The 21264-nt window shown below is 53.3% G+C and carries 11 protein-coding genes; 4 read left to right on the top strand and 7 right to left on the bottom strand.

The features are described from left to right. Nucleotides 1–53: 53 nt before the first annotated feature. The 4 genes from nuoL to nuoH are packed head-to-tail and all read right to left on the bottom strand — an operon-like array spanning nucleotide 54 to nucleotide 4340. On the bottom strand, nucleotides 54–2150 hold the full coding sequence (gene nuoL / locus R3B84_09880) for an NADH-quinone oxidoreductase subunit L (GenBank protein MEZ6140868.1): 2097 nt from the start codon (nucleotides 2148–2150) through the stop codon (nucleotides 54–56). A gap of 14 nt (nucleotides 2151–2164) precedes the next feature. Next, nucleotides 2165–2479, bottom strand: a complete 315-nt coding sequence (gene nuoK, locus R3B84_09875; protein ID MEZ6140867.1) for an NADH-quinone oxidoreductase subunit NuoK — start codon at nucleotides 2477–2479, stop codon at nucleotides 2165–2167. Next, nucleotides 2476–2985 (bottom strand): NADH-quinone oxidoreductase subunit J, encoded by a 510-nt coding sequence (locus R3B84_09870; protein ID MEZ6140866.1) that lies wholly within the window; start codon nucleotides 2983–2985, stop codon nucleotides 2476–2478. The genes nuoK and R3B84_09870 overlap by 4 nt, the downstream gene beginning before the upstream one ends. Continuing rightward, complete coding sequence (gene nuoH / locus R3B84_09865) at nucleotides 2982–4340, bottom strand: NADH-quinone oxidoreductase subunit NuoH (protein ID MEZ6140865.1); 1359 nt, start codon at nucleotides 4338–4340, stop codon at nucleotides 2982–2984. Before nuoH ends, R3B84_09870 begins: the two co-directional genes overlap by 4 nt. 264 nt (nucleotides 4341–4604) lie before the next feature. Between nuoH and R3B84_09860 the strand changes: the two genes are divergently transcribed. From R3B84_09860 to R3B84_09850, 3 genes are all read left to right on the top strand, one after another. Continuing rightward, entirely contained in the window at nucleotides 4605–6749 is a 2145-nt protein-coding gene (locus R3B84_09860) for a hypothetical protein (GenBank protein ID MEZ6140864.1), read from the top strand. A gap of 702 nt (nucleotides 6750–7451) precedes the next feature. Next, nucleotides 7452–7607, top strand: coding sequence for a hypothetical protein (locus R3B84_09855; protein MEZ6140863.1), 156 nt, complete (start codon nucleotides 7452–7454; stop codon nucleotides 7605–7607). Nucleotides 7608–7637: 30 nt separating this feature from the next. Beyond that, nucleotides 7638–7844 (top strand): hypothetical protein, encoded by a 207-nt coding sequence (locus tag R3B84_09850; GenBank protein ID MEZ6140862.1) that lies wholly within the window; start codon nucleotides 7638–7640, stop codon nucleotides 7842–7844. Between the two features lie 118 nt (nucleotides 7845–7962). Here the strand turns inward: R3B84_09850 and R3B84_09845 are convergent, their stop codons facing one another. From R3B84_09845 to R3B84_09835, 3 genes are read right to left on the bottom strand one after another with little or no spacing between them, the layout of a single operon-like run. Then, nucleotides 7963–13416, bottom strand: coding sequence for a hypothetical protein (locus tag R3B84_09845; GenBank protein ID MEZ6140861.1), 5454 nt, complete (start codon nucleotides 13414–13416; stop codon nucleotides 7963–7965). Further along, nucleotides 13413–16019, bottom strand: a complete 2607-nt coding sequence (locus R3B84_09840) for an HD domain-containing protein (protein MEZ6140860.1) — start codon at nucleotides 16017–16019, stop codon at nucleotides 13413–13415. Before R3B84_09840 ends, R3B84_09845 begins: the two co-directional genes overlap by 4 nt. A 12-nt stretch (nucleotides 16020–16031) precedes the next feature. Further along, on the bottom strand, nucleotides 16032–19628 hold the full coding sequence (locus R3B84_09835; GenBank protein ID MEZ6140859.1) for a tetratricopeptide repeat protein: 3597 nt from the start codon (nucleotides 19626–19628) through the stop codon (nucleotides 16032–16034). A gap of 178 nt (nucleotides 19629–19806) precedes the next feature. Between R3B84_09835 and R3B84_09830 the strand changes: the two genes are divergently transcribed. Continuing rightward, nucleotides 19807–21252, top strand: coding sequence for a CorA family divalent cation transporter (locus tag R3B84_09830; GenBank protein MEZ6140858.1), 1446 nt, complete (start codon nucleotides 19807–19809; stop codon nucleotides 21250–21252). Nucleotides 21253–21264: the final 12 nt, after the last annotated feature.

Here is a 21264-nt window from a genome sequence, read left to right as displayed (position 1 = left end):
TCGTTCATCCTCAACGCGTGATGATTTTCTGTTAATCAGGCAGAACTAACAGCCTACCATGTCCATAAGGTTATCAACAGCAACAGAACCACTGTTGCCAGCAGCATTGCGGTCACGTAGCCGCGGATTGCCCCACTCTGCAGCTGTTTTAATTGCATACCGGCTGCAGCGAAACAATTTGCCATTGAATTAAAACAGCCATCAACGCTGGGCAGGCGGAATCGTGGGGATTGTTCCTGACTTTCATTTTTATCAAAGCGTGCTGTTAATGCTGATGTCCTTATCAGAGCACGAATTCCGATGATGGCATACAGCCGATCAATATACCAGGTTGCCTGGAAAGTACGCTGAACCAATGGGATCTGCATGGGCTTCATTCGTTGTTTGGCGTAAATCATTGTCGCAATCGCAAATCCTGCGAGCGTCATGAATAAGCCGATCCAGCCTGCCCAGTGGTTTTCCAGAGCAAGCGATGTCACCTGCTCGGGAGCGTGATCATGCAGTAAATGCCCCAGATAGCTGGCGTGGGCGTCCCAGAAAGGCCACCCCCAACCCACTGCAACGCTGAACAAAGCCAGAAAAATCAGTGGGATGGTCATACTGCGTGGCGATTCATGGGCGTGTTTTGCCTGTTCGCTGCGTGGAGTGCCGATAAAGGTCAGGTACCACATCCGAAACATGTAAAAACTAGTGATCCCCACTGTCAACATTGGGATCACAGCCAGCAACCAGTGGGATGAATGCTGGGCATAACCCAGCGCGTTTGACAAAATAGCGTCTTTACTATACCAACCGCTGAGAAAAGGAAAGCCGGCAATCGCCAGTACCGCAATCAGCATAGTGATTGCGGTAATTCGCATTCGAATGCGAAGACCACCCATTTTAGTCATTTCCTGCTCGTGGTGGCAGCCATGGATTACGCTACCAGAGCACAGAAACAATAGAGCTTTGAAAAAAGCGTGCGTCAACAGGTGAAAAGTGCCTGCTACCCAGCCACCAACGCCCAGGGCCAGCATCATATAGCCCAACTGGCTAACGGTGGAATAAGCAAGTACTTTCTTGATATCCGTCATTACCATCGCGGTACAGGCAGCTAGAAAGAGGGTGATGGTGCCTGTGTAGGCGATGACCAGGCGAACATCCGGATCGAGCAGCAGGTAACAGCGGGCAACCAGATAGACACCCGCAGCCACCATCGTGGCGGCGTGGATGAGTGCGGAAACCGGGGTGGGGCCTTCCATCGCGTCCGGCAGCCATGTCAGCAGTGGGAACTGGGCCGACTTGCCAACGCACCCAAGAAAGATCCCCAGGCCGGCGACCACCCACCATTCATGAGAAATGGGAAGTTTCTCATTTGTTACTTTTTCCGATAGCGTGGTGATATCGAAGGTGCCAAAGGCATGCCAGATGATCGCCAGTGCCACCAGAAAGCCAGCATCACCAATGCGGTTCATAATGAATGCCTTGTTGGCGGCACTGCCTGCACTGGCACGTTCGTGATAGAACCCAATTAAAAAGAAGGAACAAACGCCCACTAATTCCCATGAAATAAAGACTTGCAGCAAATTACTCGAAATCAGCAGGTGAAGCATCGAGAAACTGAACAGAGACAGAAACAGGTAAAACCGCCCGAATCGTCCCGGTCGCTTGACGTGGGCAACATGGTCATCTACGGTGGGCTTACTTTCTTCGTCCATGTAACCAAACGAAAAAATGAAAACGCATGTTGCAATCAGCGTCACCATCGCAAACAGGATGGCAGTTAAACCGTCGATGTGGTAGCCCAATTCCAGAGTACTGGCGGGGGAATCAGCGGGTTTGGAAAGTTGTACCCAACTGATTTTCTCCGACCAGCGTTCTACAAGTGCCGTAGAACTGTAAATATCTGTGTCCTGAAAATATCGTTGCAAACTGAGCAGGGCAATTAATGTACTGGCTGCGATGGCTACAGTGGCCAGTACCGCACCAGAGCGGATCGGCTGACTTCCACCGAGAAATAGATAAAGAAAACGGCACCATTGAACATTCACGTGACGTTGAAAAATCTGACGAAATGTTCCGCCAATCAGCAGTAAAACGAAGGCGGCCAGTGGCAACCCAGTTGCCAACAGGTAAAGACGGCCGGGATTCGCCATGAGCCAACTGATCATCGTTTCGTCCTTGCTTATCCCTTCAATTCATTGCCACGATCCACGTCGACCGTTTGGTAGTTGTTGTAAAAGTTCAGCACGATTGCCAACGCCACGGCTGCCTCACCGGCTGCCAGTACGATAACAATCAAGGTGAAAATCGAACCATCCAATTGAAAGTTCGGCACATAACGTGCAGCAGCCACAAAATTAATGTTGGCGGCATTCAGTACCAGTTCAATACCCATCAAAATGCCGATGGCATTGCGTTTGACAATAATGCAAAGCACGCCACAACAGAAGAGGAACGCACTGAGAACCAGAAAATGTTCCAGGCCCAAGGTGGTCATGGCGTGCCCCCTTTTCGTTTTTTGGTTCGCGCGAGGTATGCGGCACCGATCAACACCACCAACAGGTGGATTGACAGTATTTCAAATGGCAACAGATAATCAGTAAGGAATGCCACACCAATTTCACCATATGTGGGGAGTTTCTGTGGGGTATCCAGGGAAGATTTGACATTCGTGCAGTTATAAAGAATAATGGCGAAAAGGCTTACTGCCAGGATACTTACGACAACAGTTTCCTGCCATTTGTTCTGTAGTTGAAGCATCCGCCGTTGGGCGGTCAACATGATGCCGAACACCAGCAGTACCATAATTCCGCCCACATAAACGATCAACTGGGTGGTGCCTAAAAAGTCGGCTCCGACCAGAAAGTAAAGCATCGACAGGCTGATCAGGGTCAGTAAAAGCCAGAAAGCACTGCGCACAATGTTGCGGGTAAACAATACCCCCAGCGCGGTGCAGCAGATGCAACTGGCCACGACATAAAAAAGAAAAGTTTCCGTGTTCAACTTTTCCCCTCTGTGAGAGTTGCTGGCTGTAATTGCCATGCACCTGGCAACTGCCCATGCGTTGTGGCAATGGGAGCAACAAACATTCTGCCAACTATCAGAATAAGTGCAAGCAGGCTACTGATACTGATGACATACTGCCACATATTTTCAATGCCACTGGGCACAAATAACTCCCACAGACAGGTGCCGATCAACAATGCACAGGCAATAGGCAGGAAATATTTCAGGCAGGTAATCATTACCTGGTCAATCCGTAACCGTGGGAGTGACCAACGCATCCACATCATCACAAAAACGAAAAAGTACCCTTTCAGAATGAGCACAATTGCATTGAATAAGTGGCCAAACCAGCCCCACTGGGTGCTGGGGTCGAATGGCAGGAAACCTGTATGCCAGCCACCACAATAGAGCAGGGCACATACAGCAGAAACAGCGAACATGCTTCCATATTCCGCCATGAAAAAGAAAGACCAGCGTAAACCGGAATACTCTGTATGAAAACCAGCAACTAATTCACTTTCTGCTTCTGCTAAGTCAAAAGGAGCCCGCTTACAACTTGCGGTAGCCACCACAAAGAAAAGGAAAAAGCTTAGAAAAGAAAATGGATCGTGGAACATAAACCAATTCCAGAAATAGCCACCCTGTTGCTGACCGATCGTGTTTAAGCTGAGACTCCCTGCCAGAATAACAGGGATGACTACGCAAATGGATCGCGGAATCTCATAACTCACCACCTGGGCTGCTTCGCGGATGCCGCCAAAGAGCGACCATTTACTGCCAGAGGCATACCCCGCCAGGATGACGGCAAAAATTTCACTTGAAAGTATCGCCAGTACAAAAAATGCCGAGACCTGTAATTCAATGCCAACCAGATCAGTGCTGAAAGGCAGAGAGATAAACGCACAGAAAGAGGCTACAAACCCAACATAAGGCGCAATTAAAAACAAAAATCGATCAGCAATGGTGGGGCGTGTGTCTTCTTTTACAAGTAATTTAATGCCATCAGCAATCGTCTGCAGCCAGCCATATTTCCCCCCAACGCGGGTGGGGCCGAGGCGGTCCTGAATCCGACCGGATACTTTTCTTTCCAACCAGATGAAAAATAATGCAGATACAGCAATGAAAGAGAGGAACACAATACCCACCAGCACGGCGAAAGCCACTTGATCGAAAGGTGGGGGAGAAAGTGAAAATACTTTTTCACAAAGTGGGTACTCGCCAGTAAAGTTCCATTGAGAAATGTTATTTGTTTCCAAATGGGCAACAAGTACCGAAAAGAACGCCCGCCAGGATTCTAAAGAGGCGGATTTGATGAGAATTGTCTCATTTTGTTCTGCAGTTGTTGTAGGCACGTTGAAATGGCGGAATCCGGCACAACTGAGGGGAACGGTGTTGAAAATTTCAAAAAATTTTTTAAGTGCTTATGAAATCAATACTTAAAGCGGATTTTTTTGCTGTAAACCCAGAAAAAAGTGAAAATTTCTTTTCAATCAGCCACCTCAAAAGGATATATTATTACATGTGAATTTATTTCCAGTATTTGGAATCTGTTTGCTGGAAACTCATACAACGTAAAGGATAGTGAAATCTGATCAACAATTAAGTGAAATGATGCTATGCCTGAACGAAAATCTATTGTCACACAACCGGTAAACTCTGCCTATGTGCGGTTGGATCAGATTGCGTTTGCTGTATTGCTGATGCTGATCTGTGCTCGTCCAATGGTGCCCAGCCTCGATCCAGGGCAGTTACAACTTTCGGGCAGCATGGGCAGTGTGTGGTTTGCAATCATTTGCAATCTGTTGCTGGTAGTGACGGCATTCTATCAATCAGTTTTTCGGCAGATTCGCTTAGGACTTGCCGAGTTCACTTGCTTGGGCTTGTTGTTGTTGGGTGTGGTCACTGTTTATTCGGGCATGCACCAGGGTGGCTATCTAAGCCCGGCGATTTTTCAGGCACTGGAGTGGTATTCGCTGGGGTGCTTGTTCTTATTAGTTCGATTGCTTGCAGATACGCCAGCACGCATCAGGACAGTCTGGTTGGTTTTGTTGGCAACAATAATCTCCCAACTGACCGTGGGTGCCTACCAGGCATGGGCCCCAAAACTGAAGTTGCCCTCTTTGACAATCAATGATCTGCCCAACGAAGGTCTGTTGGTAGGCGATCTGACCGCACAATGGTATCCCACCTGGTTGACCGCACAGATCAATGGCGGGTGGATCCATCGGCTGGATACGTTATTGATGTTCAGCATTCTGGGCCTCATTCTGGTGCTGCCTTTGGCACAGAATCGACGTTTCCACAAATGGTTGTTTCGTTTCCTGTTCCTTGGCATCTTCTGTTGTACCGTCGGGTTATTGAGTAACAATCTTCCACAAATGCCTACAACAGCATCGCTGGCACCTTGGAAAGGTCAGCCGATGCTTGGAATTGGTGTTGATCGTCTGCAGCATATGAATGTGGGATCGGATTCTGAAGTAGCCCCCACCGCACCATGGTTGATTTACCTGCTGGTGAGCACTGGTATCATCGGTGCGTTGCTGCTTGTATTGACGGTAATCAGTACATGGCTGCCTGCCTGGGCCAAAAATCGCCCAGCAGGTCATGTGGATTCTGCCTCGGAGGTGCCGAAATGGAATTGTGATACAGCAAAATCAATTCGTATTTCAATTTATGCCGCTGGCACCTTGGGCCTGTTGATGGGGCTGCTGTGGCAGGCCGGGCAACTGGCACCCGAACAGCCACCGAAAGCGATTGAGACATTAGGTATGCTGGCAGCAATTGGTGGTGTTGTGTGGTTTCTTGCTGTTGCGTTACTGGAACAAGCCAGTATGCACACCGATCGGTTTTCGCTGCACTTACGAGTATTTACTTTCGTGCTGCTGCTGGCAGGCTTGATTTATCCTGGTGTTGGGCATTTTTCACTGTTGGCAGTCCTGGTAATCTGTTGGGCACGTGCCGGGAATATGGATTCCCAGACCCCAACGCGTAGACCCACTGGTGCAGTACGCTGGCTGATACTTGGCATTGCAATGCTTGGCCTGGTGCTTCTTTTAGTGGTTGGGCTGCCATTAATGAATGCAACTGATCATTTTCGGTTTGCTCGCCTGGCCAGTTTTCACTTGAAGGAATTGCACCGTGGAACGGAAGGTCTGCCACCAGGACCGCTCCGAACGACACGAGTGGCTACGGCCCACGATCATTTGCAGAAAAAAGTTTTATTACCTTTGAAATTAGCGGAGAAAGAACTTCCGGGGAACGCACCACTGCAATTGGAATTAGCCCGCATCTATAAACAAGCGTGGGAATACGAACTGATATTGGACCCCACCAATGCTGCAAAAACAGCAGAGTTAATTTTTAGACACGCAGAACTGGCAATCAAAGCAGATCCCCAGTGCCGTGCTGCACAAATTATTATTGTGGACTCGCTGTTCATGATGATCCAGCGATCCACTAAACGACTGCCCGAACGGATCAAAGCGCTGCAAAGCAGAATGCCCCAGTTGGAACAGCTTCAGCCCATGCGTGCGTTGCAGATGAACTACCAGTTGGTAATATTGATGCTGGAAAATAACCTTATTTCCGAAGTAGTAGCGATGGTGGATCACCTGATTGATTTGCACCACCGTGCAGTTGCGGGTGGAAAACCTGGTTTATCGAAAGATGAGATCCAGCGGCTGTTCAATCAATCAAAAGAGCGTCTAACTGAGATGCCTGATTCGCTGTTGAAACTGTGGACGGAACAACCCGCAGGGTAGGGGAGATATAAGTTCCAGTGTTCGCTTACACAAAATGGATAATTTGGTCAAGCGGAGGGAGAGAGATTCGAACTATTGCAAAAAACCCCTAGAAAATACGAGAGATCATAAACCAGTGGTTGCAGAATCCGACGCAGTAGAAGAATTATTAAAAAAACTACCTGCTACTCATACTTATTCACATCTTTATCTACCTTCTGAATTATTACGATTACTACTTGATTGGACCTCTCTACCGACAAATGAACAAAATTACATATTAGATATGATCAAATATCACCAATTAAATAAATGACTGACTACTATTTCTCTTTGCGTATGACACATGACAAAATGACAAAACCCCCGAAAACTCCGGAGTTTGTCGATCTACGTGTCATAAAGTGCTACCGAAACAGGGGGTTCTGTCATAAACGCTGACTGCGAATTGCCATAGGTACTACCGGGCAGATTGGTTCTCTTTGAGGCCACGGGAGCTATCGGATACCCAGACACACTTTCTTTCTGTGAAAAAAAATTTTGGAAACCTGAAAAATGTTCATCGGATAGCTTCGGAGGCAGGATAATCGCCACCAGATCAATCAGGATCGAATATAATTTCTTAGCCGACAAACTTGTCGGAAAATAGAAATATCGCCACAGGAATCGAATAATCGTGATTGGTGGCACTAGATCAAAAGTGAGAGCAAAATGGATATTAAAATGAGAAACCCTTCAGAATTGCGACCCGCACATGGGAGTGCATCGATTCCAGAGGCAGCCGCACAGGCCACTTGTACAGTAGTCCGCAACTGGGGAATCCGTCCACCAATAGTAGTGAACACCCGCGATGAGGTGCTGCTTGGCCTTCCTCGATAGCAGGCCGCGATTCAGTTGCAACTGAACGAAGTGCCAGTCGTCGTGCTGGACCTGATCCCCAGCCAACAAGAAACACTCGTCCGAGCAGTCCACTACGCGTTCCGCACCGATCCAGCGGTGGCCGATCTGCCACCCGAAGTCCAAGATCTGCTGGCACTCGAATACGACCTCTCGGACCTGGGTTTCGACTGGCAGGCACTTTCGGAGCAACTGGAAGGGGTCTTGGCTAAAAATTGAAGCGATACACTGATCCAGTAGTCTAAGTTTTTTAGCTGCAAACGCTCTAAACCTTGCGAGTGAATCCAGTTGCTCTACTATTCAGGCAGGTCTCTCATGAAGACAATCGGTGTTGAACTCATGCACTAGGTTTATCATGTCGGGCAATCAGCAACGCTGCGATGGCGGTGGCATCAGGGGGATTGAGTCGCGCGAGCAGCCCACAAGCGTGGATCGCGGTGCGGATGTCCCGGCCAGCAAGAGGAAGATAGAGCTTGAAGGCAGCATAGTCACGCTGCTCCACAATCCGCTCCGCGATGGCTGGTAGGTACTCATCGACATCGATCAGTATTTTCATGCCCGTAGCAACACCCGAGTAACTGAATCCAGCTGAGGCTTGGTTTACGGCGATTTCTCTCAAGGCCCTGCTGCGTTCCTTCTCTTTAGAGATGGCCTCAGCGGTCTGGATGGCCTTGTTGAAAGTATCTGTTGCTCCGTCCATGTTTCCCGCTTGAGCTTGGTTTACGGCGATCTCTGTCAAGGCCCTGCTGCGGTCCCACTCGTCAGAGATGGCCTCAGCGGTCTTGATGGCCTTGCTGAAAGTATCTGTTGCTCCGTCCACGTTTCCCGCCTGAGCTTGGTTTACGGCAATCTCTGTCAAGGCCGTGCTGCGGTGCCGCTCGACAGAGATGGCCTCAGTGGTCTGGAGGGCCTCCTCCACATTGCCTGCCTGAGCTTGGGCTGAGGCGATCGCACTCAAGGCGTAACTGCGGTACGATTCGTTAGGGATGGCCTCAGTGGCCTGGAGGGCCTCCTCCACATTGCCTGCCTGAGCTTGGCATACGGCGATTTCTCTCAAGGCCCTGCTGCGTTGCCACTCCTCGGAGATGGCCTCAGCGGTCTTGATGGCCTTACTGAAAGTATCTGTTGCTCCGTCCACGTTTCCCGCCTGAGCTTGTTTTACGGCGATCTCTGTCAAGGCCGTGCTGCGGTGCCACTCGTGAGAGACGGCCTCAGCGGTCTGGAGGGCCTTGCTGAAAGTATCTGTTGCTCCGTCCACGTTTCCCGCCTGAGCTTGTTTTACGGCGATCTCTGTCAAGGCCATGCTGCGGTGCCACTCGTCAGAGATGGCCTCAGCGGTCTTGATGGCCGCGTCCACGTTTCCCGCCTGAGCTTGGTTTACGGCGATCTCTGTCAAGGCCGTGCTGCGGTCCTTCTCGTCAGAGATGGCCTCAGTGGTCTGGAGGGCCTCCTCCACATTGCCTGCCTGAGCATGGCATACGGCGATTTCTCTCAAGGCCCTGCTGCGTTGCCACTCCTCGGAGATGGCCTCAGCGGTCTTGATGGCCGCGTCCACGTTTCCCGCCTGAGCTTGTTTTACGGCGATCTCTGTCAAGGCCGTGCTGCGTTCCTTCTCGTCAGAGATGGCCTCAGCGGTCTTGATGGCCGCGTCCACGTTTCCCGCCTGAGCTTGTTTTACGGCGATCACCCTCAAGGCCGTGCTGCGGTCTTCCTCGTCAGGGATGACCTCAGCGGTCTGGATGGCCCCAACCAGATCCCCCGCCTGAGCTTGGGCTGAGGCGATCTCCCTCAAGGCCGTGCTGCGGTACTCCTCTCTAGGGATGGCCTCAGCGGTCTGGATGGCCTTACTGAAAGTATCTGTTGCTCCGTCCACGTAGCCTGCCTGAGCTTGGGCTGAGGCGATCTCCCTCAAGGCCGTGCTGCGGTACTCCTCTCTAGGGATGGCCTCAGCGGTCTGGATGGCCTTACTGAAAGTATCTGTTGCTCCGTCCACGTAGCCTGCCTGAGCTTGGGCTGCGGCGATCTCCCTCAAGGCCTCGCTGCGTTCCTTCTCGTCAGAGATGGCCTCAGCGGTCTGGATGGCCCCAACCAGATCCCCCGCCTGAGCTTGGGCTGAGGCGATCTCCCTCAAGGGCTCGCTGCGGCGGTACCGCACTTGGATGGCCTCAGCGGTCTTGATGGCCGTGCTGAAAGTATCTGTTGCTCCGTCCACGTTTCCCGCCTGAGCTTGTTTTACGGCGATCTCTGTCAAGGCCATGCTGCGGTGCCACTCGTCAGAGATAGCCTCAGCGGTCTTGATGGCCGCGTCCACGTTTCCCGCCTGAGCTTGGTTTACGGCGATCTCTGTCAAGGCCGTCCTGCGGTGCCACTCGTAAGGGATGGCCTCAGCGGTCTTGATGGCCGCGTCCACGTAGCCTGCCTGAGCTTGGGCTGAGGCGATCTCTCTCAAGGCCCGGCTGCGGTCCTTCTCGTCAGAGATGGCCTCAGTGGTCTGGAGGGCCTCCTCCACATTGCCTGCCTGAGCTTGGCATACGGCGATTTCTCTCAAGGCCCAGCTGCGTTCCTTCTCGTCAGAGATGGCCTCAGCGGTCTGGATGGCCTTGTTGAAAGTATCTGTTGCTCCCTCCACGTTACCCGCCTGAGCTTGGGCGACGGCGATTTCTCTCAAGGCCCTGCTGCGTTCCTTCTCGTCAGAGATGGCCTCAGCGGTCTTGATAGCCTTGTTCAAAGTTTTTTTGGCCTCCTCCACGTTGCCCGCCTGAGCTTGGGCGACGGCGATCTCCCTCAAGGCTTCGCTGCAACTCCACCCCCTAGGGATTGCCATTGCGGTCTGGAGGGCCTTGCTGAAAGTATCTGTTGCTCCGTCCACGTTTCCCGCCTGAGCTTGTTTTACGGCGATCTCTGTCAAGGCCGTCGTGCGGCCCCACTCTTTAGGGATGGCCTCAGCGGTCTTGATGGCCGCGTCCACGTTTTCCGCCTGAGCTTGGTTTACGGCGATCTCTGTCAAGGCCGTCGTGCGGTCCCACTCTTTAGGGATGGCCTCAGCGATTCGGGAGCATACATGCCAAAGTTCTTGCCAATTGGTCTTCAGCATGGCATGATCTATTGATGCTCGCAGTTCCGGTTCGTTCAACGTGGGATTGTATTGTTTCAGCAATTGTTCAACGACCTTGACATATATCTGTTGCGGAAGCAGGGCCATAGCTGCTTCCAGAAATTGCGGAAACACCTCAGGAGTGAGCCATGTCAGCAGATCACAAGTCAAATCGGCTTTCCAATTATCCAATATAGGATTGGCCCTCTGAAATAAGCGGCGCAGGACGGTCGGGATGGCATCGGTTTGGTGGCGGTGGCTCATTTCCCACGCCAGCAGCAGATACCACAGTACCCGGCGTTCCGCGTCTTGTAGGTCGGCCAGCGTCATGGCCCCATCAAGTTTGCCAGCACGGAGCAACTCCAGCGGTGAGGCGTTATGGAACTGCTGATAACCATCCGCGAGGCGAAGCACGGCCTCGGCCATCCGAACTCCGCTGTCCTGCTCGCAAGCCCCAGTCAGGGCGTGCTGCAACGTGCGGATATTGGCGGATGGATCGGTTGGCAGTTCCCTGCGCTGAGCAGCTAGAAACTCCTCGTCTTGGGCCAGCGAGGTCAGGTTGTCGTAGCGTTTCTCTTGCAGCAGATGTTCGCTGCCATGCAGTAAAACGTATTGCCTGGCATCGCTATCGATGGGAAGTTTGAGCCAATCCAACGTCATTTGAACGAAGACTTCGCGTGCTTTGCGATTCTGAATACGTCGGCGGTCAGTACGATCCTCGCGGATGTGATCACGAAATGTTAAGTGGTAGGGCTCGTAGCCAAGTTTCCCATCGGCAAGTTGTACTGGGCGCAGAATGCTCCCCACACGGTCTATGACAGATCGCAGTCGATTGCGACTATATGCTGGATCGACTCGGTCGAGCACTTCGCGGCGTGCAAGCAGCTCCAGCAAAAAATCTTCTGTGGGCGGCTCCAGTGCCCAAGCACAGACCGCAATCAGTGGAGAAGGAATTGCATCCTCGTCATCAGCCTCAGCTTGTTTGAGCAGTTTCTCGAAGTAATCCTCCAACTTGTTCGGCAACCGGGAAGGCAAGGTGCTATCAAGAGGCAGTTGGCCCGAAAGCAAATCTTCACAGACGAAGTGAACGTACAATGGCAGGCCCGCAGCTCGGGCGGCGATTGCGTCGACAAGCTCATTCTTCGTTCCGTCATCTGCATCTTCGTCCTGTCTCAAGAGATCTTTCAGGCGGCTGCCAATGCGGGCATCGATCATCTCACGGATTTCCGTCGATGCCATCCCCGGTAATCCACCTGGAAAGACATGCTGGCAGCGGTCTGTGGCGAAGATGGTTGGGATCTGGTCGCCCTCGTGGCGGCCAACGCACAGCCAGATGGCATGACCAAAGTGCCAGTCGGCAATCGATCGCACAAAGTCACCATCGGAGCGGGCAATCTCGTCCATGCCATCAAGAATGAACAGCACCTGGCGCTCAGGATTCCGAGTATTAGCATCCCGGAGTAAATCGAGAAACTGAACGAGCAACTGCGAAGGATCGAGAGACGGGAAGGTCGGCTCGGAGCGTAAGCCGAATTTCGGATCGCTCAAGGTACGAATGGCGTGACGGAAGAAGGCGTGCCGGTTGCAGCGGTCGGCATCGTTGGCCCGGAACCGCCAGAACACGGTGATATACTGGTTGGAGCCAAGTTGATTCTGGGCAAACTTGGAGATCAAATAGCTCTTGCCAATGCCACCAGGTCCGGACACCCACAGCACCCCGCAGGAGGCTTTTTTTACTACCTTTTTCAGTTCCAGCAGTTGCTCTCGTCGCCCACACATTGCTTTTGCTTCGGCAGCAATGTCGCCTGCGAAGTCAGCGGTAATACCTACCGATTTCTCCGTGGGACGGTCGAGACGGAAGAAGGCTCGAAAGGCAGCGAGCTGGTCGGTTGACTGATGAATCGGCAGATCACTACCGAGAGCAGCATAGAGTAGGCGGCGTTTTTCTGCCCGAAAGTATATTTGTGGGGTTGAGCTTTGGCTGGTAACGATCGAACCGAAACCTGGCATTGTCGTGGCTGCGAAATCACACAGTGGCCAGAGGTCGATCCATCGATTCTCCCGGAGGAGTAAAACACGACGATTGAGGCCAGTAGCTGCCAGGTTGTCGCTGAGTTCCGTAGCTAGAGGTATGATTTCACCTTGTCGACCGTCTGGTTCGATGTTGTGTGCGATGCCATTTTCAAACCAGACCAACTTGCAATTGGCGAGAAAAGCGAGCAGGTCGATCAAATCTGCAACTTTCGGTTCCCACTCCTCGAGCAGGCGTTCCGCAGCCTTCTGATTGATACTTCCGCCGTGGGCAAGAGTATTGCGAATATGTAACAGTGAAGCGGTCCAATCGACTGGTTTCTCGGGAGAATATTCAAAAAGTGTCTCCGAGATTATTCCAAACTCGGGCAGCACTAGCTGATCAGAAGGCTGGAATTGGTCGGTCAGGTCTTTCAGCAAACCAAGCCATTTGCCCAGGCTTGGCCCTTCAATTTCTGGCGCTATCGTGGATATTGCGGTATCGAATCGGGCGTCTCCATCAGGTAATGCTCGAAATTCAGCCAAAGTAACTGCGGTACCAAAACGGAGCAGGATTTCATAGACCTCACACAAAGTCCATAACTTCAAACGTGGGTTTGTTTCTTCTTGAAACTCCTGCCACTTGATGGCCAGAAAGGCGGGTAAGTGGGATGGGACATTCATCATTTCTCTCCCAACAGCTGGGTAAGATCCTGGAGTGTGATATGTGCACGCAGCCACGCTAACAGTTCATCCGTGGTGCCGGATTGATCAGTGAGGTGCTGCTTCAGCACGCCGATGGCCCGGCCCGATTGCCCGAGTTCGGCAGCGTATTGACGGGCAGCATTACTGATGTTCGCTTCTCTCTCCTTCTTCATTTCGGCTGCTTTTGTCAAATCCGGGTAAAGCCGTAGTCCATTGAGGAATGCCAGGGTGGCTTCAGCCCACTCACTCACCGGTTGGCTTTGCTTCACACCCCGCGCAGCCAAACGGTCAGCATAGCCGTGCAGCAGAAGCAGTGGCAGCAATTCCGCCCCGACTTTTGCGATTTCTTCATCGAGTAGCTTCAGTACATCTCGATTCGGTTCTCCATGTCCAAGTTGCTTGAGCCCGTTCAAGAGATTTGGATCGGAGAACAATCGATTTCCCAACAACTGATGGCTGGTATGATGATACCGGATCAGGTCGCTGAGAAATGTGCGGTCAGTACTGTTCGGAAACCACGCTGACAGGTGCCGCCCGAGCAGTGAAACACCGTATACCTCGTGGCCAATAAACTGGACTTCCTGCGTTTCTCCCTTCTGGCGTACGGTGCGGGTACCCGGCTTACCTACATCGTGCAGCAGGGCACACCATTTCAGCAGGAGTCGAAGCTTTTCTACTGAGGAAGCCTTGTTGAACAGCTCCGTTAAATAGGATTGCAATTGTGTTGGCATATCACCAGTCAGCCAGTCACAATTTAGTGGCTTCGCACTCTGGTAAGAAAGCATGGGTGGCAATGGCATCCCTGCCGCTGCCATTTGCTTCGATACCTTTTCATCCAACCAGGCGGGGTGGCATAGTGCCTTGAAAGGGTCTGCCAGAATGGCTTCCACGTAGGCCAGTACGGAAAGCGTGTGTTGATAGGCATCCAGATGGTGGTAATTCCCTTGCAACACCCCTTGCAACTCCACCACCGGCTTCAGCAAATCTCGGCCATCAGATGTCTGGCATAAGTAGTGAACACGCCCACTCGCGCCCTCTTCAAGAAGCAAATCTGCCGAAATCAGGCGAAGAGGGTCATACGGCAGCTGTCCCCGATCGAACGGAGTTCGGCCCAGAATATGGTCCAGGGATTCTTCGAGCACCCAGAACAGCCCCATACACCAGCGGAGATTACCCGCGCCCATGGAGGCTTTGGGTTGAGCAGAAAGAGGTAATAACCGCAAGACAGTCAAATAAAGCACCGCCAGGTAATCACGTCCATCGACGAATTCTTTCAGACACCAGCGTCGAGCCAGCGTGCGGAGTTGGACAATACAACTGGCGATCTTGTACAGCTCGTCCGGATTTGCTCCGATTCCCGCTGCCAACTGGCGTACTGGTTCCAGGCTGCTCTCACTACCATGGAAATGGGCCAGCAATAACCGTTCGAGTTGCTCTGCTAATGGCCCGACATTGCTGCTGCCTTCGTTCAATTCGATGCACCACAATCGGAGCATGATTTCCATCCGTGCATAATCGGCGAGAACTGGACCAATGCCTGTATGCTCGAAATCAATCAGCCAGATATTCTCAGCATCGCAGAGCACATTGCGGGGATGAAGATCACCATGTGTCAACGAATAGTAGGCATTCATCTTCAACAATTCAAAGAGCAAGCCATCCGTCCGATCACCTTTCCCCATCAAATGATGACGAAGATGGGCCGTATTTCCAAAAGGAACTTCCCATCGTAAATGGGCAGAAAATTCCTGCCGTCCGGGCGAAGGGGCTCCGGTCCAGGTCGGTTGATCCCATGTCACCGTTGCATCACGGTTTTCTTTCTGGAAGTTAAACTGACCAAACAATAACCAGGTTGCGGAGGTGTTGGCTGGATGAACATCTGAAGGTGGCAGACCATGCTGGAATTGAAAAACGCGAGGCCACTGGGCCAAGGAGAGGGCTTGAACATTGTTGTGCCAACTGTCGAGGTGGCCATACACCTGATCCAGTAATTTCAGGCAACGGTCCAGGTCACTACAGCCGCGAATCACTTTGTCCAGCGGCTCTGCCTTTAACGTGTCGCCGCCCAGGAACGAACCAATTAAGGCAGCAAGGGGCTTGTCTTCGCCGGATTCGCTCGAGTGGACGACGAGGAACTCTTCGAGTTGGGCGATGAACGGGCTTTGCCGATCCCGCAAAAACAGGTTGTATCGTGTCCATTCTTGCCGAAGTTTTTCTGGTCGATCGGTTTTAACCAGCAGCGGTGAGCCCCATGCACCATTGAGTACGTCGATCGGTCCACTGGTAGTCAAGTCTGGGTCGTTGGCTACGGGAGGGGCTTTCAATTTTGGGCGGAACACCAGGACATCACTCCCGGACAGCCCGCCACCGAGCCGCTTTAATCCGACGAGTTCGGAATAGCGTTGATAGGCCCGCCACAGCAATGCCGCCTTGGCTGACGGTGCCAAGGACCACCCTGGTTCGCCGAGTCGCAGCAGGCCATCGACAATAGTACAGTTTACCCAGCGGATGATTGACCCTTCGCGGGCTTCTTCAAAATCCGGGCCAGATGTACTTTCAATGGCCACATTTCGATGGTGCGACATGGATGGTTTTCCTTATTCGAGTGGAGGAATGCTACCGAAAAGTGTTCGCAAAAACTCAGCGAGACCGTGCGAGGCGGCGGTCAGCAGTTGCTCCCGCTGCTCGGCGGAAAGGCGAACGACGCTGTCAAGCAAGCTGTTCAGTTGCTGTTGGTCGAGTGGCGTGATTTCGGATGCTCGCTGCTTGGCGATGAACGCCTGAAGGCCCAGTCCCAAGACACTGGCCGCCGTCGGCCAATCGGTTTGGGTGATGGCCACGTAGATGCGACTATGCACCCCTCGCAGCAGGTAGGGCAGAATCTGCGGCTGGCCGTTCTGGAAGAGTTGGAAATACAGGCGGATGACCTCGTCGAAGCACACCGTCACATCTCTCTCTTCGCCCATGTGAACCAACGCTATCCCCTTATTCATCAGCGACTTAGCTAGGGTGTTAGCCAATTCGCCCCGCCCCGAATTGACCATCATGCGAAGGATGGCAATCCCCTTGTCGTAACAGGCTATTGCCTCCGGCCACTGTCCCACATCGTCGTGAGCGTTCCCCCTGTTCACGAGTGCAGAGGCCAAGGAGTCAGTCAACTCGGTCCTACCACTCTCCACCAGTTGGCGTAGGCTGACGATGGCCTCGTCGTAGCATGCCACCGCCTCTGGGAAAAGGCTGGACCTGGTAAGGGCGTTTCCCTGATTGATTAGGGCTTGAGCTAACCTGGATGCGAGTTCTTTCCGCCCGTTCTCTACCAACTGTCGGAGGATAGAGATGGCTTCGTCGTAGCATGCCACCGCCTCATGAAGTTGGCCCATCTCGTCGAGTGCGAGCCCCTTGCTCACGAGAGCGTAGGATAGATCTGTGGTCAACTCAGTCTGCCCGTTCTCCACCAACCGGCGGAGGCTGGCGATGGCCTCGTCATAGCATCCCACCGCCTCATGAAGCCGACCCATCAGTTGGAACGTTTCACCTTTCCCCTTTTGTGCGAGGAGCAATTCGTTAGCCCGGTCGGACTGATCGCCATTATTCAGCGCGCTGTGGATTGCGATCGCCTCGTCGTAGCAGGGCATCGCCTCCTGCAATCGGCCCAGTTCTTTGAGTCTATTCCCCTTGCCAACGAGAGCGTTAATCAAACTATTTGCAAAATGATTATGCACCTTGTCGTATAGCTTGCCATGGATAATAATGTTGTCGTTATGGCTCGCCATATCGGGTACTTGGTCCATCTCTGACAGCAGTGTGCGAATGATCCTAATAGCCTCGTCGTTACATGCCAACGCCTCTTCCAAATGTCTGAGTCCACTCAGCGCTACCCCAAAGTTATTGAGAACGGACACCAAGTCGAAAACCAACTCAGTACGTCCACAGTCGACCAGACTCCGATACAGCACAATGCACTGGCCGAACAAATCCACTGCGAGTTGATGACGGGAGTGTAGTTCAAGTTGACTCGCGGGTCTCCACATGCCCATCGCCAGCGACTCATCGCTCCGCAACACCTTCGCCTCGACCGTCATCCCTGCTACGTCGCAGTGCCAGAGCACGAACCGTACGTCGTACAGATCGGCGTCTTCGGCCGGGTCGAGGTCTTTCCACTCGGTCTTGTTGTGCCGCAAGGCCACGGTCGCGATCGTGCGGTGGGCTTCCTTCAGTCGCTCCGCTTCGTGTGCCTCCGCGAAGCGCACGAACGCCTCGTGGGCGATCTTGTACCGCGGTTCGGGGTCGTTGCTCAGGCCCTCGTGCCAATCGCGGTGGCGGAGTTGCCGCACGAAGTCGCGGAGGTCGTTCAGCGCCGTCGTCAGCCGGTCGGCCGGGATGCCCCACCGCTCGATCTGCTCCCGCGTGACCGGCACTCTGGCGGCTGTCAGCAGCATCAGCAGTTTCAAGTAAACGCTGTCGAACAGGGTGTCGCCCACCCGCTGGCGGATGCGGTCGAGGAACGCCGGGTAGAAATGCTTGGCCGGCGGCAGGTCGGCGGTGCCGGCGAACACCCCCTGCCGCAATGCCGCCACGAAGTGCCACGCGTACAGGAACACCCCGCCGCTGCGGGCGAGGATCTCTGCGACCGCCGTGGTGTTCTGCCGTTCGAGATACTCGCTGACAAGGGCTCGGTTGTCGGCCGAGGTGGGGTCGAGGGTGAGGCGGAGGGCGTCGGCGGAGAGGGCGTGCCAGCGGGCGTCGGCGCGGGGTTTCAGTTCGCCCCCGCGGGCGGTGAGCACGATGTGCAGGTTCGGCGGCAGTTTCGCCGCGTTGGGCAGCAGGTCGGTGATGAGCGGGGTGGTCGGGTCGGAGTCGGGCAGTTCGTCCAGCCCGTCGATGACGAGGATCGCTCCGGGCCGGCCGGCGAGCACGGTGGTGAAGTAGTCGACGAACTCGGCCTGCAACTCGCCGGCAGTCTTCGCCCCCTTCGCCTGCGGCTCGAACGTCCGCTTGTCGGCCGGCAGCAGTTTGTCGTGTACCTGCCGGTTCAGCTCGATGAGGAACGAGGCGAAGTGGCTCAGGTCGCCCGGCCGCACATAGTACGCCAGCACCTTCAGGCCGAGGTCGGTCTCCTTTTCGGCCAGCCCGCGGGCGAGGTACGACTTGCCCGTCCCCTCCGGCCCGTCGAGCAGGACGTACCCCTTCTGGGTGGCGTCGAGCCGCTTGCCAATGGCGTCGAGCAGGTAGGCCGGCCGCAGGTACTCGCGGTCGAAGTCGCGGAACAGGATGGGGATGCCCTCCAGCAGTTCGCCGGTGTCGTACAGCCGCCGCTCCCACTTGAACTCGGCCGGCAGCCACCGCTTGAGCGCGTCCAACTCCGCCCACTCCCGCTTCTTCCCCTTGGCGCCGGCGAAGTATTCGAGCAGCACCGTCTCGTCGGCCGACTTCTGGCGGTCGAAGAAGAAGGCGGCCGGGTGGTCGCACTCCTTGCACCGCTGCACGCTGAGCAGCGGGCCGAAGCTCAGCTCGGTGCCGGCGTTCACCAGGAAGAGCAGCAGGGCGTGGCCGAGTGGGTCGTGCTGGTGTCGGTCGCGCTTCGGCTCGAACTCGCACCCGCTCCAGTCCACCGTCTGCCCGTCGGCGGTGCGGGCGGTCAGCACCCACCCGGCGAACACCGGCCGCAACGCCTCGTACAGGTCGCACAGTTTCTTCGCCCACTCGGCGGCTTGGTCGGCGTACCACGGCCGGTCTTGCTTGAACACCCCGTGGCCGAACACGTCGTTCCGCCAGGTGGTGAACCCCTCCGTCGCCTGGAAGTGAGCAGTGGTGCGACTGCCGCCGTGCTTGCGGAACACGTCTCGCAGTGCAGGCAACCGTCGCCCGGTGGCCGCGGGGTCCGGAAGCGTGAGGATGAGTGCGTCCTTCCACCCGCCGATGGCCACTCCGCGATCCGAGAGTAGCCCAGCGGCAACCTTCTCGGCCACCGCCTGGTCCGGGTTAGCTTGAAGGAAGTCGGCCACGCTCACACACGCACAAAACTTGATCGCCACCTCCCATGCATCCCGAACCGCCCACACCGCTTCGATAGGCTGCTGCCTTTCGAACGTGCTGATGATGCGAACATATGTCAGTGCCAACGGAAAAGGGGATTTGTGTTCAACCCAGTCGAACTTGGGTGGTAGATCGGAAAAATATTGCAGGTTATCCATGGGCGGGCCCAAAAATAGAACTTTAAAAATATTATCATCATGTTAACAACCAATTAGTTAAAATGCATTCATCTTTTGCGACTTTCTTGGCGGAATTCGACTACTCATCGGCCAACGAGTATTCTGAATTGAAGTGACTGATGGCAGATATTTGCGGGTACTATTTCAGGTGAAGCCAATGCGAGTTGATTCAGATCGATCTTCTCTAACTTTTGTGAAACCATTCCTGTATGATCACCAACAGAGCGAACTGGTTCTTTCCCGAGTGCGGTCTGTCCATGTTCCGGCCCGCACTGGAGTAATGGAAGTATGGGAACGCGGGGCTTTTCCTACAGATGATTTTCTGCATCATATTGCGCAATCTCTCGCTCCTACTGATGATTCGCCTGCGGTTGCAGAAAAATATCTGCTCACAAACCGCTTTCTTGAATCAGAGCATGGTCTAGCAGCCAAGAAAGGCTTTTTGTTTCAATTCAAAAATCAGTCAACCCGGATCAGATTGGAAGAGTTGCAGTTGATACTGTTCCGGAACGGTGTGGGTTTTGTGGTGCAACGCTGGAAGGTGGAATCTGATAAGATTGAGGCATGGTTAGACTTACAGCATTTTGGCCGATTTGCAGCACTGGAACGCGGCGGTGTGCTCAGGATGCCATCCCCAGATGGCAAGTCTGTACGCCCATTTCCACAACCGTATCTTCAAACAGCAGACGATAAGTCATCTTCAGAACAGAGTACATTCGCTGCCATCAACCATATCGCCCTCAATAGTGTTGGACTGGGTCTCAATGGACCGATTCCAGTTCAAGAAGTGTTCCTCGCTGGGCGCAGTCTGCCCTACACGGTTCTCTTTTTGAATGAGACAAACGACAGTGCCTGGCCGCGGGAAAAGGTACTTTACAAGTTGCGTCGGCTATTTCATGCCCAGCAAGCGTATTATCCCACTCAGGAGCAGGTGGCGATTTGCCCACCAAACTTCCACCCATATTTGCAAGACCAATGGTTTTTTCAATCTTTGGAAGGGGGTGGTTTCGTCGCGATTGATCCACCGATTGATCCGTTTTTTCAAAAAGAACTTCCTCATCACCTGGAAAATGAGTACTTTGTGATGTTTCTGTTAGCATTGCAACAACGGTTTAGCCTGATGTCGCTGTCTAATGAGGTGGCTCAACGGTGGAAATCGAACCCAGCGAAGCAGCCAGCATCGGAACTTCGAGTGATTTTTGAGCAGATTCGCGATCGACTGTTTGATTACACCGCCCACTACCATTTTGTTCAAGTGGGACAGCGACAGAATCACCACCACTTATACCAATTATGGCAGCAAACGTTTCAGATCACTGATCTTTATGAAGAGGTCAATAATGAAGTCCGTGAAATGAACGATTACCTGAACGACCGGGACAAGCAATCCCGCGACAACCGCTTGAACCTGCTCACGTTATTACTGACAGTGTTTATTGGTGCACCGACCTTGGCGATCAGTTTTTGGAGCATGAACATCAAGGGAATTACTACAGCAGAAGAGGGGTTGTTGTTGTCTGATGCAGTCTCCGTCGTTTTCAGACTCAGCATGGTTTTCGCTTTGTTCTTTGGTTTGATCTGGTATCTGTTACGACGAAAGTAGGTAAATAAGTTA

Origin of the sequence: Zavarzinella sp., assembly GCA_041399155.1 — a bacterium.
Lineage (GTDB): Bacteria > Planctomycetota > Planctomycetia > Gemmatales > Gemmataceae > JAWKTI01.
Note: the sequence above shows the minus strand (reverse complement) of the source record. Positions and strands in the feature narration are given on the sequence as shown.

Coding starts and splice junctions, on each gene's coding strand:
- R3B84_09860 (MEZ6140864.1), top strand. CDS start 4,605: ATGCCTGAACGAAAATCTATTGTCACACAACCGGTAAACTCTGCCTAT.
- nuoK (MEZ6140867.1), bottom strand. CDS start 2,479: ATGACCACCTTGGGCCTGGAACATTTTCTGGTTCTCAGTGCGTTCCTC.
- nuoL (MEZ6140868.1), bottom strand. CDS start 2,150: ATGATCAGTTGGCTCATGGCGAATCCCGGCCGTCTTTACCTGTTGGCA.
- R3B84_09835 (MEZ6140859.1), bottom strand. CDS start 19,628: ATGGATAACCTGCAATATTTTTCCGATCTACCACCCAAGTTCGACTGG.
- R3B84_09845 (MEZ6140861.1), bottom strand. CDS start 13,416: ATGATGAATGTCCCATCCCACTTACCCGCCTTTCTGGCCATCAAGTGG.
- R3B84_09830 (MEZ6140858.1), top strand. CDS start 19,807: ATGCGAGTTGATTCAGATCGATCTTCTCTAACTTTTGTGAAACCATTC.
- R3B84_09855 (MEZ6140863.1), top strand. CDS start 7,452: ATGAGAAACCCTTCAGAATTGCGACCCGCACATGGGAGTGCATCGATT.
- R3B84_09840 (MEZ6140860.1), bottom strand. CDS start 16,019: ATGTCGCACCATCGAAATGTGGCCATTGAAAGTACATCTGGCCCGGAT.